Raw genomic sequence first — 13,615 nt, 5'->3', positions numbered from 1 at the left:
TATGGAGACCCGTCAAGCCGACGATGTCAAGTCCCCAGAGGCCGCACTGCGCGAAGAACAGGACTACGTCAGCCGCGTCTACGACCGGCTCGACCTTGAGCGCGCCCAGGCCGAGCGGACCCTGCGCGAGGGACCGGTGACCACGGGTGGGGGCGGCGTGTTCCAGGCAAGGCTCGAACGCGCCGTCGCCACCGACGAGGCGGTCCGGCACCTCGACCGGCTCACCGGCGTGGAGCGCGGGCTGTGCTTCGGCCGCATCGACCACCGGGCCGAGGGCGACCTGCCCGGCGATACGTTCTACATCGGCCGGATCGGGCTGCGCGACGAGCACCGCGAGCCGCTGCTGATCGACTGGCGGGCCACCGCCGCCCGGCCGTTCTACACCGCGACGCCCACCTCTCCGGGCACGCTGGCCCGCCGCCGCCATCTGCATCTCCGCCTCCGCGAGGTGGTCCGGCTCGACGACGAGGTGTTCGACCTGGACGGGCTGACCGCGGCCGACCAGAGCACGATCGTCGGCGAGGCGGCGCTGCTGGCAACCCTGCGCCGTGGCCGCACCGGCCGGATGTCAGACGTCGTCGCGACGATCCAGGAGGAGCAAGACCAGGTGATCCGCGCCGGCCTGCCGGGGGTCCTGGTCGTGCAGGGCGGTCCCGGCACCGGCAAGACGGTCGCCGCGCTGCACCGCGCCGCCTACCTCCTCTACACCCACCGCGACGTGCTCGAACGCCGAGGTGTGCTGGTCGTCGGCCCGAACGCGACGTTCATGCGCTACATCGAGCAGGTGCTGCCCGGCCTCGGCGAGAGCGACGTGGCGCTGGCCACGGTCGGCGAGCTCTTCCCAGGCGTACGGGCCACCGCGGCCGAGAGCCCGGAGATCGCGGTGCTCAAGGGCGACCTCCGGATGGCGGGCCTGGTCGACGCCGCCGTCAGAGATCGGCAGCGGGCGCCGGAGGAGGGCATCGAGGTCGAGTCGGACGGGATGGTCCTGCGCGTCGCCCCCGCGACGACGCTGGAGATCCGCGACCGCGCCCGGGAGCTGCGGGCGCCGCACAACCGGCAGCGCCGGCTCTTCGTGCACGAGGTGCTGCAGGCCCTCGCGGTGGACCGCGCCGAGCAGTTCGACCGGATGACCGACGAGCCGCTCCAGGAGATCCTCGACTCCGGCAGCGTCCCGCAGTGGCTCCAGGAGCTGCTCGACGAGGCCGAGGACCAGCCCCTTCTCGACGGGACCGAGCTGAAGCTGGCCAAGGAGGCCCTCTGGCAGGAGCCCGCCGTACGCCAGACGATCGACGACCTGTGGCCGGAGCTGACACCGCAGCAGCTGTTCACCGACCTGTTCGGCGACCGGGAGGCCCTCCGGCGCGTCGGCACTGCGGCGGGCCTGTCCCCGGCCGAGCAGGCCGCCCTTTTCCGCCCCGCCGGCGCTGGCAGTGAATGGACGGTGTCGGACGTGCCGTTGCTGGATGAAGGCGCCGAGTTGCTGGGCGCCCTCGACGACTCTGCCGAACGGGCCCGCCAGCGCGCCGTCGAGCGGGAGCGGGAGGCCGAGGAGCTCTACGCGCGCGAGGTCATCCAGTCCACCGGGATCGAGCAGATCGGCATTCCCGAGATCGACCAGCTCGACGTGCGCGAACTGGCCGAGCGGCACGTGGAGGACGCGCTTGACCTGGCCGAGCGCCAGCACGACGACGGCCTCCGGCTCACCACCGCGCAGCGCGCCGCGTCCGACCGCGAGTGGGCGTACGGGCACGTCATCGTGGACGAGGCGCAGGAGCTATCGGAGATGGCCTGGCGGACGGTCATGCGCAAGGTGCCGACACGTTCCCTCACGGTGGTGGGCGACATCGCCCAGACCGGCAACCCCGCCGGTGCCCGCTCCTGGGGCTCGATGCTCGACCGGTACGTGCCAGGCCGCTGGCGGGAGCAGCGCCTGATGGTCAACTACCGGACGCCCGCCGCCATCATGAAGGTCGCCGCGGACGTGCTCGCCACCGTCGCGCCCGACCAGACCCCGCCCGAGCCGGTCCGCGACGACGGCCCGCCGCCGGTGGCCGTGCGGCTGCCCGCCGACCGGATCACCGCCGAGTTGCCGGATCTGGTGGCGGCCGAGCTGGCGGAGATCGAGACCGGCAGCGCGGGCGAGGGCCGGCTCGCCGTGATCGCCTCAGGGGCGACGCACGGCGCGGTGCGCGCCGCCCTTCCCGACGCCGAGGCAGGCGCGACCCCGGAGGCACTGGACTCGCCGGTCGTGGTGCTCACCGCCGAGGAGTCCAAGGGCCTGGAGTTCGACTCGGTGATCGTGGTGGATCCGCACGGCGTGCTGGCCGAGTCGCCGCGCGGCGGCCAGGACCTCTACGTGGCGATCACCCGGGCCACGCGGCGGCTGACCGTCGTCCACCACGACGATCTGCCGACCCTCCTCTCAGCGATCGCGTAGCTCAGTCCCGGAGGGGCAACGGCAGGCCCGTGCCCTCGCGTACGGCCGCGCGATGGACGGCCTCAGCGGCCGCGACGTCCTGGACGGCGGTGCCGGTGGAGTCGAACACCACGATCTCCGCCGCGTCCCGCCGTCCGGGCCGGGCACCCGTCACCACCTGGTGGGCCGGTTGTAGAAGCACCCGCCGATCGTCATTGTTTTCTTTCAGGAACCTGCGCCGCCCGCGAAGATGTCGTCCAGGTCGTAGGCGACCGGCACCTCCAGCTGCTCGTACGTGCACGACTTGGCCGTGCGGTCCGTCCGCCACCGCCGGAACCGCGCGGTGTGCCGGAACCGGTTGCCCTCCATCGCCTCGTACGCCACCTCGACGACCAGCTCAGGCCGCAGGGCCACCCAGGACAGGTCCTTCTTGCCGGTCCAGCGGGAGATCGCCCCCGGCATACGGTCGACGGTCGCCTCGCTCTGCTGTGCCCACTCGCCCCATGGATGATCGGACAGATCCTCCAGCAGATAGGGCTTCAGCTCTTCCACCAGCTCCTCGCGGCGCTTCATCGTGAACGACGCCGCCACGCCCACATGCTGCAGATGGCCCTCGTCGTTGTAGATCCCCAGCAGCAGCGACCCCACGATGGGCCCCGACTTGTGCCATCGGAAGCCCGCCACCACACAGTCGGCGGTCCGCTCGTGCTTGACCTTCCACAGGACCCGCTTGTCCGGCTCGTAGGGCGTGTCGCGCGGCTTGGCGATCACCCCGTCGAGGCCCGCGCCCTCGAACTCGTCGAACCACTGCAGCGCCAGCTCGTACGAATCCGAGGCCGGCGTCACATGGACCGGTGCCTTGACGCCCGCCAGCGTGTCGACCAGCCGCTGGCGCCGCTCGCCCAGCGGGGTCTCCATCAGCGACTCGTCGCCCAGGGCGAGCAGGTCGAACGCGATGAACGAGGCGGGAGTCTCCTCCGACAGCAGCTTGACCCGGGACGCCGCCGGATGGATCCGCTGCTGGAGACTGTCGAAATCCAGCCGCGACCCCTTCCGCAGCACGATCTCCCCGTCCACCACGCAGCGTTCGGGCAGCTCCCGCTTGGCCGCCTCGACCAGCTCAGGGAAGTACCGGGTCAGCGGCTTTTCGCCGCGGCTGGACAGCTCCACCTCGTCCCCATCGCGGAACACGATGCAACGAAAGCCGTCCCACTTGGGCTCGTACAGCACATCGCCCTTGGGCATGGTCTTGACCGCCTTGGCCAGCATCGGTGCCAGCGGCGGACTGATCGGCAGCTCCATCTCCCCATATTCCCCCACGCCACCGACAGAGCGAAACGCCGGTCCGCCCCTCCCGTCCGCGTCGATTCCTTCGTCTACTGTGCAGGTCATGCGCCGATTGCTGCCCGATCCCGCCACCGGCATCGACCCGTACGAGGCGTACGGGGACGCGCCCGGCCTCCGGATCGGCATGGTGATGAGCGCCGACGGCTCGGTGACCGACGCCGAGGGGTGGACCGACGGCCTCGGGGGAGAGGCCGACTTCAGGGTGTTCCGGACCCTCCGTGCCCTGGCCGACGCGATCCTCGTCGGGGCGGCGACCGTGCGGACCGGCCGGCTCGGCCCCGCCCGCCTCCGCTCCGACCTGCGTGAACGCCGGGGCGGCCCGCCCGCCCCCATCGTCGTCGTGTCCCGCAGCCTCGATCTCGACTGGTCACTGCCGCTCTTCACCGAGGCTGAGACGCCGACGATCGTGGTCACCACCAAGGCGGCCGCCCCTGCCGTGCCCTCCGGCATCCAGGTCGTCGCCGCAGGTCAAGAAGACCTGGACCTCCCCGCGGCGATCCGCGAGCTCCGCGAGACCCTCGGCCTTGAACGCCTGCTCTGCGAGGGCGGCCCGGCCCTGGCGACTTCACTGATCCGGGAGGGCCTGGTGGACGAGCTCTGCCTCAACATCGCCCCGGCCCTGCTGGGCACCACCCCCCTCCTCGGCGAGCTTCCGGCCCCCATTGACCTCGCCTTGACCGCCCTCTACGAGGACGAGGCCGTTCTCTTCCTCCGCTACCGATCTGCGGGCTAGTGCTCCGGCCTTCAGGTCGGGGTGAGGGCCCGTGGTGAGGGGTGCACCGCCGACGCTGTCGGCGAAGTCAGGACGCGTACGGCAGAAGTTCCTTGTCGATCTCCTCCCAGCGGGCCTTCAACCGCTTGAGCACCTCGGGATCGCGGAGGGCGAGGTTGGCCTGTTCGCGCGGGTCGATCGTGAGGTCGTACAGGCGCTCGGTCGTGGCCCCGCCGCCTTCCACCGGGCCACGCAGGTACTTCCAGCGGCCGCGTCGCAGCGCCCGCGAGGACTTGGTGCGCCAAAACAGGTCGTGTTGCGGTTCGCGTGTTCCGCGGAGGAGGTACGGGGCGAGGCTGTGCCCGTCGAGCGGATGGCCGGCGGCGGGCTTCGTCCCGGCCACCTCCAGGATCGTCGCGGTCCAGTCCTGGGTGATGACGGGGACGCGGCTGACCTGGCGCGGACGGACGCGGACCGGCCAGCGCAGGATGTTGGGCACCCGGATGCCGCCCTCGTTCAGGCTCGCCTTCTGGCCGGACAGCGGCCACTGATGGGAGAAGCGCTCGCCGCCGTTGTCGCTGGAGAACAACACGAACGTGTCTCGTTCCTGCCCGGTCTCGCGGAGCGCGCGCAGCACGCGGCCGACCGCCGCGTCCAGGCTCTCGACCATCGCGCGGTACGTGTCGAGCGACCCGCCGTCCTCGTGCCAGAGCGCCCGGCTGTCACCGGCCTTCACGCGCGCGGTGATCTGAGCGCTCACTTCGCGGTCCCCCGGCGCCTCCCAGGGCCAGTGGGGCGTCGTGAAGTTGAGGTTCAGAAGCCAGGGATCGTCGTGGTCACGCCGTTCGCGGACGAAGTCGGCGGCGCGGGCGGCGATGGTGTCGGTGTAGTAGCCGAGGTCCTCGACCGGCACCTCCCCCTCGTAGAGGTCCACGCCGGTGCTGGTGACCTTGGAGTAGTAGTCGACGGCGCCGGAGAGATTGCCGAAGAAGGTGTCCCAGCCGGACTTGACGGGGCTGTACCAGGGCAGGAAGCCGCAGTGCCACTTGCCGAACATCGCGGTGGCGTAGCCGGAGTCCTTCAGGAGCGAGGCGAGTGTCGGATGGCCCGGCGGGATGCCGTGCAGTTTGTCGGGACGGGCGATCGGCTCTTCCAGCCCGCCCCGAAGCCGTCCCGGATAGCGCCCGGTGTAGAGCCCGAACCGCGTGGGAGAGCAGACCGCAGCCGCCGAGTAGGCGTCGGTGAAGCGCACACCCTGCCGTGCCAGCCGGTCCAGATTGGGCGTGCGGATGTGCGGCGATCCATAGCAGCCAAGGTCCGCCCAGCCGAGGTCGTCGCCGAGGATGACCAGGAAGTTGGGGCGTCTGGCGGACTTGGCCTGTGGGTTCGCACGGAACCGCCGTTCGGGCGTCGAGTCCGGGGCGGAGGCGTCGGCCGTGCCCGCACCGAGTGCCGTGCCCGCCACAGTGCCCGCTGCCGTGGCGGCCGCCACCGTGCCGAGGGCCGCCCCCGCACTGCGCCGGGTGACCCCCGGGGCGCCCTGATCTTCAGCCACGATAAAACCTACTTTCCCTACTAAGATGGTTAACTAATCGGGATAGTAGGGATTTGCTGATCGTCCGCGCAACGCCGGCCGGGCGTGACCTTGACCGCCCCGGGCTTCCGTTGGAGGGTTGACCAAGCGTACGCTTGGTCGCCGTACGACCGTAGGCAGAGGGGACGGCGATGACAGAGGTCCGGGACTACTCCAACCTGATCGGCGGCGAGCTGCGGCCCGCCGCGGACGGCCGCACGCTGGACTCGGTCAATCCGGCGACCGGCGAGGTCTGGGCGACGATCCCGCGCTCCGGTGCCGCGGACGCGGCCGCCGCCGTCGAGGCCGCCCGCGCCGCGTTCCCCAAGTGGTCGGGCATGCCCGCCGCCGGGCGGGCGCACTACCTGCGCAAGGTCGCCGAGGTGTTCGCCAAGAACGCCAAGGAACTGGCCGAGCTGGAGACGATCGACAACGGCAGGCTCATCACCGAGACCGCCAAGCGCGACCTGCCCGGCATGACGTACCTGTGGACCAACGCCGCCGCTGAGTGCGCCGCCGCGGTCGAGGGCCGCAGCGTCGACTTCGGCCCGGGCAGCCAGGGCCTCACCCGGCGCGAGCCGTACGGCGTGGTCCTCGGGATCATCCCGTGGAACTCCCCCATCTCCACGCTCTCGGCCAAGGCCGCGTTCGCGCTGGCGGCGGGCAACACCGTCATCATCAAGCCCGCGGAGCAGGCCACGGTGTCCTCGCTCCGGTTCGGCGAGCTGCTGCGCGAGGTGCTGCCGCCGGGCGTCCTCAACATCGTGTCGGGGCTCGGCGAGGAGGTCGCCGATCCGATGGTGCGCGGCCGGGACGTCAACAAGGTCAGCCTCACCGGCTCCGTCGGCACCGCGCAGATCATCACCCGCGCCTCCGCCGAGTCGCTCAAGCCGCTCGCCCTGGAGCTCGGCGGCAAGTCTCCCAACATCGTCTTCGCCGACGCCGATCTGGACAGGGCGGCCCCGGGCGTCACCACCCAGGCCATCTTCACCGCCAACGCGGGCCAGATCTGCTACGGCGGCTCGCGCATCCTCATCCAGCGCCCGGTGTACGACGAGATGATCTCCCGGATGAAGGAGATCGCCGCCGGGATCCGGCTCGGCGACACCCTCTCGCCCGACACCACGATGGGCCCCATCGTGTCGGCGGAGCAGTACGAGCGCGTCACCTCGTACCTGGAGATCGGCGCGAAGGAGGGCGCGGAGCTCATCTTCGGCGGCCGGTTCGGCGCCGAGCTCGTGGACGAGGCGCACGCGGGCGGCTACTGGGTCGAGCCGACGCTCTTCGCCACGTCCGACAACTCGCTGCGCGTCTGCCAGGAAGAGATCTTCGGCCCCGTCGCCGTGGCGCTCCCGTTCGACACCGAGGAGGAGGCGATCGCCCTCGCCAACGACTCGGTCTACGGGCTGGCCGCCGGGGTGTGGACGCGTGACCTGGGCACGGCTCAGCGCATGTTCCGCCGCCTGGACACGGGGACGGTCTGGGTCAACACGTACCGCAAGGTGATGTTCCCGCTCGAAGGCACCAAGGACAGCGGCTACGGCAACGACTCGGTGCTCGCGTACACGCGCGAGAAGGCGGGTCTGTTCGAGTTCTGAACCGGCCGCGGGCCCGGCTTCTGAACCGGCTGCGGGCCCGGCGCCGTACGGAGGGTGTGATCTGGCGGCGGACCTGGCACGATGTGCGCGTGCTCCCCGGTCCTGGGCTTCGCTCGCTGCGGGCGATCTTCTTCGCCGCGGTGTGCGTGCTCATGTCCGCCGGGACGCACGTGTACGCCGGTGGCACGCCGGTCCCGGCGGGGACGCTCGGCCTGGCGGTGCTGCTGGTCTTCGGCGGCGCCTACGCACTGGGCGGGCGTGAACGAACCCTCGTCCTGCTGCTGCCGAGCACGTTCGTCGCCCAGTACGGCCTCCACCACCTGTTCTCGTGGGGCGCGGGGCACACCGTCGTAGAGGCCGACAATCCGGCCATGGCGGGCGAGCACGTCCACGACGCCACCTCGATGACCATGCTGCTGGGGCACGCGATCATGGCCCTGCTCACGGCGTTCTGGCTGGAACGCGGCGAGGCCCGGCTGTGCGCCCTCGTCGCCTGGGCATGCGCGCGCACCCTGCCGCTGCTGCTCGTCCTGCTTCCCGATGTGCCGGTCCCGGCGCGGCCGTTGCCGGCTCCACGCCAGGTGGCCGTCCCGGTCTCCGAGGTCCTCCGCTCGGTCATCGCCCGCCGCGGTCCCCCACGTCCGATCTCCGTCTGACCCCGCTCTCCGTGTGGAGCGCGGGGTGGGCCGCACGCGCCCTCTCTCGGGCGCTCACCTCGTCGCTGAGCCCTGTGGGCCCGACGAGCCCCCCTTGACTCTGCAGATCTAGGAGATCGACGTGTCCGTGGACACCCCTGCCCGGCCGAAGGCCGGGACTTCGCCCACGCCCGCTCCGGCCCAAGGGCGGCGTTACCGCGCTGTGTGGCGCTGGCATTTCTACGCCGGGCTGATCGTGGCCCCGGTACTGGTGCTGCTGGCCGCCACCGGTTCGCTCTACCTCTTCAAGGACCCCTACGAGAACTGGCGTTACAAGGACCTGCGTTCGGTCTCGGCGAGCGGAACGGCGCAGCCGCTGAGCACACAGATCGACGCCGCCAAGGCGACCCGGCCCGGCCGTGCGCTCAAGTCGGTGATTCCGGCCGGCCGTCCCGACCGGTCGACGAGGGTGATCCTCGCCGGCACGGAATCCGGCCCGTTCGCCCAAGGGGTCTCGGTGTACGTGAATCCGTACACCGGCAAGGTCCTCGGCGAGGTCGACGACTCCGCCACGCTGATGCGCAAGATCCGTACGCTGCACGGCGAGCTGATGGTCGGCCCCATCGGTGACCGGGTGGTCGAGACCTCGGCCTGCTGGGCGCTGGTCCTCGCCGGCAGCGGCGTCTACCTGTGGTGGCGCGGCCCGGCGCGCAAGCGGGTGAAGAACCGCGCCGGACGGCCGCTGCTCCGCCGCGTGCACGCGCTGACCGGGGTCTGGGCGGGCGTGGTGATCGTCTTCCTGATCATCAGCGGGCTGCCGTGGTCGGGGGTCTGGGGCGACGGCCTGAAGAAGGTCAGCGCCAAGATCGGTTCGACCCCGCCCGAGGGCGAGCAGTACGAGCGGAGCTCCACACCGCCGGCGAAGGCGGGTGACCTCTCCCAGGACCCCGACACCAAGGTTCCGTGGGCGGCCGAGGAACAGCCCGTTCCCTCGTCCGGGCACGCGCAACACGGTGGCACCTCAGGCAGCACGGTGGGCGCCATCCCGGTCGAGCAGGCGCTGCGGGCGGTCGCCGCCCGGGCTCCGCACTGCCCTCCCGCGTCGTGCGACTACAAGGTGCTGCTGCCCAAGGGTGAACGCGGCGTCTACACGATCACGGTCGGATCCGTCGCGAACCCGGCCGACGAGCGCACGATGCACGTCGACCAGTACTCGGGCGCGGTGATCGGCTCGTACGGCTGGAAGGAGTACGGCACGCTCGCCAAGGCGGTCGAGCAGGGCATCTCGCTGCACGAGGGACGCCGGTACGGACCGGCCAACATCGCGGTCATGCTCGCGGCCTGCCTGGCACTGATCACGCTGACCGTGACGGGCGTGTGGATGTGGTGGAAGCGGCGGCCGCGCGGCTCGGTCGGGGCTCCCCGCCGTCCAGCGGACCGGCGCACGACCCTGGGCGTGGCCGCGATCATGCTCGTGGCCGGCCTGCTCTTCCCGCTCGCCGGGATCACGATGCTGGCCGCGCTGCTCATCGATGTGGCGATCGTCCAGCGCGTCCCCGCCCTGTCACGCCGCTTCGGCTGACCTCACCTCCGCGGGGCCGGGCACCTCGATGCCCGGCCACGCGGAGGGCTGGACGGCCACGCGAAAGGGCTGGACGACCGCGCGAAGGGCTAGACGACGATGTCGCTGCGGCGTTCCAGGAGGACCACGTCGCGCCAGACCGACCGGCCGCCGAAGTCGTGGCGGCCCAGGTGTTCGCGTACGCCGACCAGCCGGAAGCCCAGGGACTCGTGAAGCCGGATGCTTGCGGCGTTCTCCGGGAAGATGCCCGCCTGCAGCGTCCAGAGACCGCCGCGTTCGCTGGAGTCGATCAGGGCGCCGAGCAGCGCGCGGCCCGCGCCGCGGCCCTGCGCCTCGGGATGGATGTAGATCGAGACCTCCGCGATCCCGGCGTACACCGGCCGGTCGGAAACCGGCGAGAGCGCCGCCCAGCCGAGGACGCGGTCGGCGTCCCGGGCCACGAAACGGTGGTCGGCCAGCTTGCCCGCGGAGAACTTCTCCCAGGCCGGGCAGACGGTCTCGAACGTCGCGTCCCCGCTGTCGATCCCGGCCTGGAAGATGGCCAGCACCTCGTCGGCGTGCTCGGGCAACATCGGCGTGATTTCCACGCCGACCACTGTACGGATCGGACGAACAGCACCAAACAGGATCCTGGGCGTAGCGGATCCTAGGTGCAGACGACCTTGCCGCCGACCGCCGCCTGGATGGTGGTCGCGACCGCCTTGCTCTCCGGCGTGATCAACCAGGTCATGTCGTCGGTCACGCTGCAGACCTTGGCGCCCGTGCCCTTGATCATCTGTCGGGCGGCCTCGTAGCCGGCCGCGGAGCTGTACAGCTCGATGTTGGTCTGCTCGCCCTTCACCGGGCAGCTGACCTTGGTGCCGCCGGCCACCTCGCCCGCCGTGGGTGCCGGGCAGCCGAGCCCGGCCTGGCTGATCTTCTTGGCGAGGCTCTGCAGTGCCGGAGCGGCCTTCGGCACGGGCTCGGCCTCCGGGCTCTGGGGCGCCACGCCACCGGACGCCACCGCCTTCGGAGACTCGGACGTGGCGGACGCGGCGGGCTTGTCGTCGCCTCCGCACCCGGCGGCGGCAAGCCCGAGGACCAGTCCTATAGAGACAAGAAGGCTTCGATTCAAGACGGCCTCCATTGGGGGAATTGATCAAGAAAGGACGATCGTAGCGGCCGTTCAGGATCCCTGCAGGTAAGTCCGGGTGCGGTCCATCCCCTCGGCGAACAGGTCGGCCAGGATCGGATTGCGCGCGGCAGCCACGACCGTGGGCCGCCGCCGGCTCGCCCAGCATGTGCCGGCGGCGGCCGGTAGTGGCGGTCAGCTGCGGCGGCGGGGCCAGCGGCGGGCTGAGCGGCGGCCGATCGGGCGCCGCCAGTACAGGCCGGTACCGGGGATGTGGAACGTCATCTCCCGGCGGCCGTCCGCCGTGCGGGTGTAGCGGGCGCCGCGTCCGCCGACGCTGTGTCCGACGCCCGACTTGGACAGATTGATCCGGAACGGACCCATCTTGATTGACTTTCGATAACCCCAGCCCATCGCTCCTCCTGATCGACTCGAGACCTCCGCTGGGTGCCCGGACACCCGGCAACCACCCGTACCCACCCAAAACAGACAGGGCCGAACTGCCTTAGGGGTCCACCCGGAACCGCAACGGCAAGATGCGACCAAAACCGGCCAGAGTTACTGAAGCCTGGATATTTACCTGGCGCCCGTCAGCGAGGAACCTGTGCCTCCGTAGAGATCATCCTTTCGATTCCCCTCCGGAGGTGCGGGTTGCCCAGGAGATCCCTGAGACGAACCCCGCAAACGATCGCGATCGCCGTGCTGTCCGGTACGGCGTTGATCGGCGCGGGCGGCGTCGCCGACGCCCAGGCCGCGGCGCCAAAGATCGTGGTGAAGGGCGGCGTCACACAGCCGGTCTTCTCGTACAAGGACGCGATCCGCGAATACGTGTACGTCGAGTCGTCGCTCGACAGCGACGGTGACGGCAAGCGCGACCGGGTCCGGGTCGACATCGTGCGGCCCAAGGAGACACAGAAGGGGCTGAAGTCACCGGTCATCATCGACAACAGCCCGTACTTCGACAACCTCGGGCGCGGCAACGAGGCCGAGAAGAAGACCTACGACGCGGCGGGCAATCCCCTCAAGTTCCCGCTGTTCTACGACAACTACTTCGTGCCGCGCGGGTATGCCTACCTGGCCATCGACATGCTCGGCACCACCAAGTCCGACGGGTGTCCCGGCACCGGGCAGGTGCAGGACATCGCGGGCGGCAAGGCCGTCATCGACTGGCTGAACGGGCGCGGCACCGCGTACGGCGCCGATGGCACGAAGGTCAAGGCAGGCTGGCACAACGGCCGTTCCGGCATGATCGGGAAGTCGTACGACGGCACGCTGGCCAACGGCGTGGCGGCCACGGGCGTCAAGGGCCTGTCGACCATCGTGCCGATCTCGGCGATCAGCAGCTGGTACGAGTACATCCGCAGCAACGGCGCCAAGTTCGCCGACAACTACCACGACTACCTGGCCAAGGTGGTCGACAGCGACCCCGACGAGAAGTGCGCGGCCGTACGCCAGGCGCTGCACGTCGGCGAGGACGACGCGACCGGCAACTACAACAAGTTCTTCGCCAACAGCAACTACCGGCACGGCACGTACGGCGACGTCCGCAACGTCCGCGCCAGCGTCTTCGTCCTCCACACGGTGAACGACCTCAACGTGCAGCCAGTGCACTTCTCGCGCTGGTGGGACGGCCTGAAGAAGCAGGGCGTCAAGCGCAAGATCTGGGTCGGCCAGTACGGCCACACCGACCCGTTCGACTTCCGCCGCGAGACGTGGGTGCCGGTGCTGCACCGCTGGTTCGACAGCGAGCTCTTCAAGATCAACAACGGTATCCACCGCACCCCCAAGGCCGATGTCGAGGTCGCACCGGGTCAGTGGATCAAGGAGCCGGACTGGCCGGCCGCCCGCAGCCGCAAGGTCGCGCTCCGGCCCGGCGCGGGCGGCTCGCTCGGTCTGAAGGCCGCGGCCAAGGGCAGCACCGCCTCGTTCACCGACACCGAGGCCTCCGAGGCCGACCTGGTCTCCGACCCGACGACGGCCAAGCCGTACCGCCTCGCGTACGTGTCGCAGCCGCTGCCGGGCAACGCCCGCCTGTCGGGTACCCCGGTCGCCGACCTCAAGGTCAAGCTCGACAAGCCGACGAGCAACCTGACCGCGATGCTGGTGGACTACGGCACCGACGCCCGCGTCGACTATCTCGGCGCCCGCGGCGGCCTGGACGAGCTGCCTGCCGAGGACTGCTGGGGCGAGAGCATCCCGGCTGACGACGCCTGCTACAAGAAGACGCCGATCCGCACGGTCACGAGCCCGGTCAACGTCGTGGCGCGCGGCTGGATCGACGCCCAGAACCGCCTGTCCCTGACCAACCCGACCCCGCTCACGCCCGGCAAGTTCCACCGCGTGAAGTGGCAGACCCTCCCGCAGGACTACGTGTTCAAGAAGGGTCACCGCCTGGCGCTCGTCATCGCGGGCACCGACACCGACTACCTCGCCGAGACCGCCACCGGGTCCCAGGTCACGGTGGACCTCGCGGGCAGCAGCATCACCGTCCCGGTCGTCTTCGGCGGCTCGGGTGCCTCCGCACTCGTCGCCCCGCAGACCAAGTCCGCTTGGCGCGGCCCGGCCATGTGCAGCTAGTGGGCGGCCAGCCTTGGCCAGGGAGGCAGGTCGGGCGGGGCGGTCAGCAGCGGACTTCGCG

At 70.7% G+C, this 13,615-nt stretch carries 12 protein-coding genes; 6 read left to right on the top strand and 6 right to left on the bottom strand.

Annotated features, from left to right (window positions below; translation table 11 throughout):
* Window position 1: 1 nt before the first annotated feature.
* Window positions 2–2,440, top strand: a complete 2,439-nt coding sequence (locus ACH34W_RS00960) for a HelD family protein (protein ID WP_395958708.1) — start codon at window positions 2–4, stop codon at window positions 2,438–2,440.
* Between the two features lies 1 nt (window position 2,441).
* Here the strand turns inward: ACH34W_RS00960 and ACH34W_RS00955 are convergent, their stop codons facing one another.
* Together ACH34W_RS00955 and ACH34W_RS00950 are read right to left on the bottom strand one after the other, a co-directional pair.
* Window positions 2,442–2,621: a hypothetical protein gene (locus tag ACH34W_RS00955; RefSeq protein ID WP_395958707.1), complete on the bottom strand. Its 180-nt coding sequence runs from the start codon at window positions 2,619–2,621 to the stop codon at window positions 2,442–2,444.
* A gap of 23 nt (window positions 2,622–2,644) precedes the next feature.
* Window positions 2,645–3,721 (bottom strand): ATP-dependent DNA ligase, encoded by a 1,077-nt coding sequence (locus ACH34W_RS00950; RefSeq protein ID WP_395958706.1) that lies wholly within the window; start codon window positions 3,719–3,721, stop codon window positions 2,645–2,647.
* A gap of 88 nt (window positions 3,722–3,809) precedes the next feature.
* Here ACH34W_RS00950 and ACH34W_RS00945 point away from each other — a divergent pair, with 88 nt between their 5' ends.
* A complete protein-coding gene (locus tag ACH34W_RS00945; protein ID WP_395958705.1) occupies window positions 3,810–4,499 on the top strand; it encodes a dihydrofolate reductase family protein in 690 nt (229 codons plus the stop codon).
* A gap of 67 nt (window positions 4,500–4,566) precedes the next feature.
* Here ACH34W_RS00945 and ACH34W_RS00940 read toward each other — a convergent pair whose 3' ends face one another.
* Window positions 4,567–6,033 carry a sulfatase gene (locus ACH34W_RS00940; protein ID WP_395958704.1) on the bottom strand — a complete coding sequence of 489 codons (1,467 nt, stop codon included), beginning with the start codon at window positions 6,031–6,033 and terminating at the stop codon, window positions 4,567–4,569.
* Between the two features lie 170 nt (window positions 6,034–6,203).
* Between ACH34W_RS00940 and ACH34W_RS00935 the strand changes: the two genes are divergently transcribed.
* The 3 genes from ACH34W_RS00935 (at window position 6,204) to ACH34W_RS00925 (ending at window position 9,866) form a co-directional block, all read left to right on the top strand.
* Window positions 6,204–7,649 (top strand): aldehyde dehydrogenase family protein, encoded by a 1,446-nt coding sequence (locus tag ACH34W_RS00935; protein WP_395958703.1) that lies wholly within the window; start codon window positions 6,204–6,206, stop codon window positions 7,647–7,649.
* Between the two features lie 89 nt (window positions 7,650–7,738).
* Window positions 7,739–8,305: a hypothetical protein gene (locus ACH34W_RS00930; RefSeq protein WP_395958702.1), complete on the top strand. Its 567-nt coding sequence runs from the start codon at window positions 7,739–7,741 to the stop codon at window positions 8,303–8,305.
* 121 nt (window positions 8,306–8,426) lie between these two features.
* Window positions 8,427–9,866, top strand: a complete 1,440-nt coding sequence (locus ACH34W_RS00925) for a PepSY-associated TM helix domain-containing protein (RefSeq protein ID WP_395958701.1) — start codon at window positions 8,427–8,429, stop codon at window positions 9,864–9,866.
* A gap of 89 nt (window positions 9,867–9,955) precedes the next feature.
* Here ACH34W_RS00925 and ACH34W_RS00920 read toward each other — a convergent pair whose 3' ends face one another.
* The 3 genes from ACH34W_RS00920 to ACH34W_RS00910 all read right to left on the bottom strand — a co-directional run bounded on the left by ACH34W_RS00920 (window position 9,956) and on the right by ACH34W_RS00910 (window position 11,391).
* Complete coding sequence (locus ACH34W_RS00920; RefSeq protein WP_395958700.1) at window positions 9,956–10,453, bottom strand: GNAT family N-acetyltransferase; 498 nt, start codon at window positions 10,451–10,453, stop codon at window positions 9,956–9,958.
* A 59-nt stretch (window positions 10,454–10,512) separates the two neighbouring features.
* A complete protein-coding gene (locus tag ACH34W_RS00915) occupies window positions 10,513–10,980 on the bottom strand; it encodes a hypothetical protein (protein ID WP_395958699.1) in 468 nt (155 codons plus the stop codon).
* A gap of 192 nt (window positions 10,981–11,172) precedes the next feature.
* Window positions 11,173–11,391, bottom strand: coding sequence for a DUF4236 domain-containing protein (locus tag ACH34W_RS00910; protein WP_395958698.1), 219 nt, complete (start codon window positions 11,389–11,391; stop codon window positions 11,173–11,175).
* A gap of 237 nt (window positions 11,392–11,628) precedes the next feature.
* Here ACH34W_RS00910 and ACH34W_RS00905 point away from each other — a divergent pair, with 237 nt between their 5' ends.
* Window positions 11,629–13,554: a Xaa-Pro dipeptidyl-peptidase gene (locus tag ACH34W_RS00905; RefSeq protein ID WP_395958697.1), complete on the top strand. Its 1,926-nt coding sequence runs from the start codon at window positions 11,629–11,631 to the stop codon at window positions 13,552–13,554.
* Window positions 13,555–13,615 lie beyond the last annotated feature (61 nt).

Origin of the sequence: Actinomadura sp. 6N118, from assembly GCF_044326415.1 — a bacterium.
GTDB lineage: Bacteria > Actinomycetota > Actinomycetes > Streptosporangiales > Streptosporangiaceae > Spirillospora.
Note: the sequence above shows the minus strand (reverse complement) of the source record. Positions and strands in the feature narration are given on the sequence as shown.

Bases quoted from the DNA above. Each gene is read 5' to 3' on its own strand.
- ACH34W_RS00960 (WP_395958708.1), top strand. From the start codon at position 2: ATGGAGACCCGTCAAGCCGACGATGTCAAGTCCCCAGAGGCCGCACTG.
- ACH34W_RS00950 (WP_395958706.1), bottom strand. From the start codon at position 3,721: ATGGAGCTGCCGATCAGTCCGCCGCTGGCACCGATGCTGGCCAAGGCG.
- ACH34W_RS00945 (WP_395958705.1), top strand. From the start codon at position 3,810: ATGCGCCGATTGCTGCCCGATCCCGCCACCGGCATCGACCCGTACGAG.
- ACH34W_RS00935 (WP_395958703.1), top strand. From the start codon at position 6,204: ATGACAGAGGTCCGGGACTACTCCAACCTGATCGGCGGCGAGCTGCGG.
- ACH34W_RS00910 (WP_395958698.1), bottom strand. From the start codon at position 11,391: ATGGGCTGGGGTTATCGAAAGTCAATCAAGATGGGTCCGTTCCGGATC.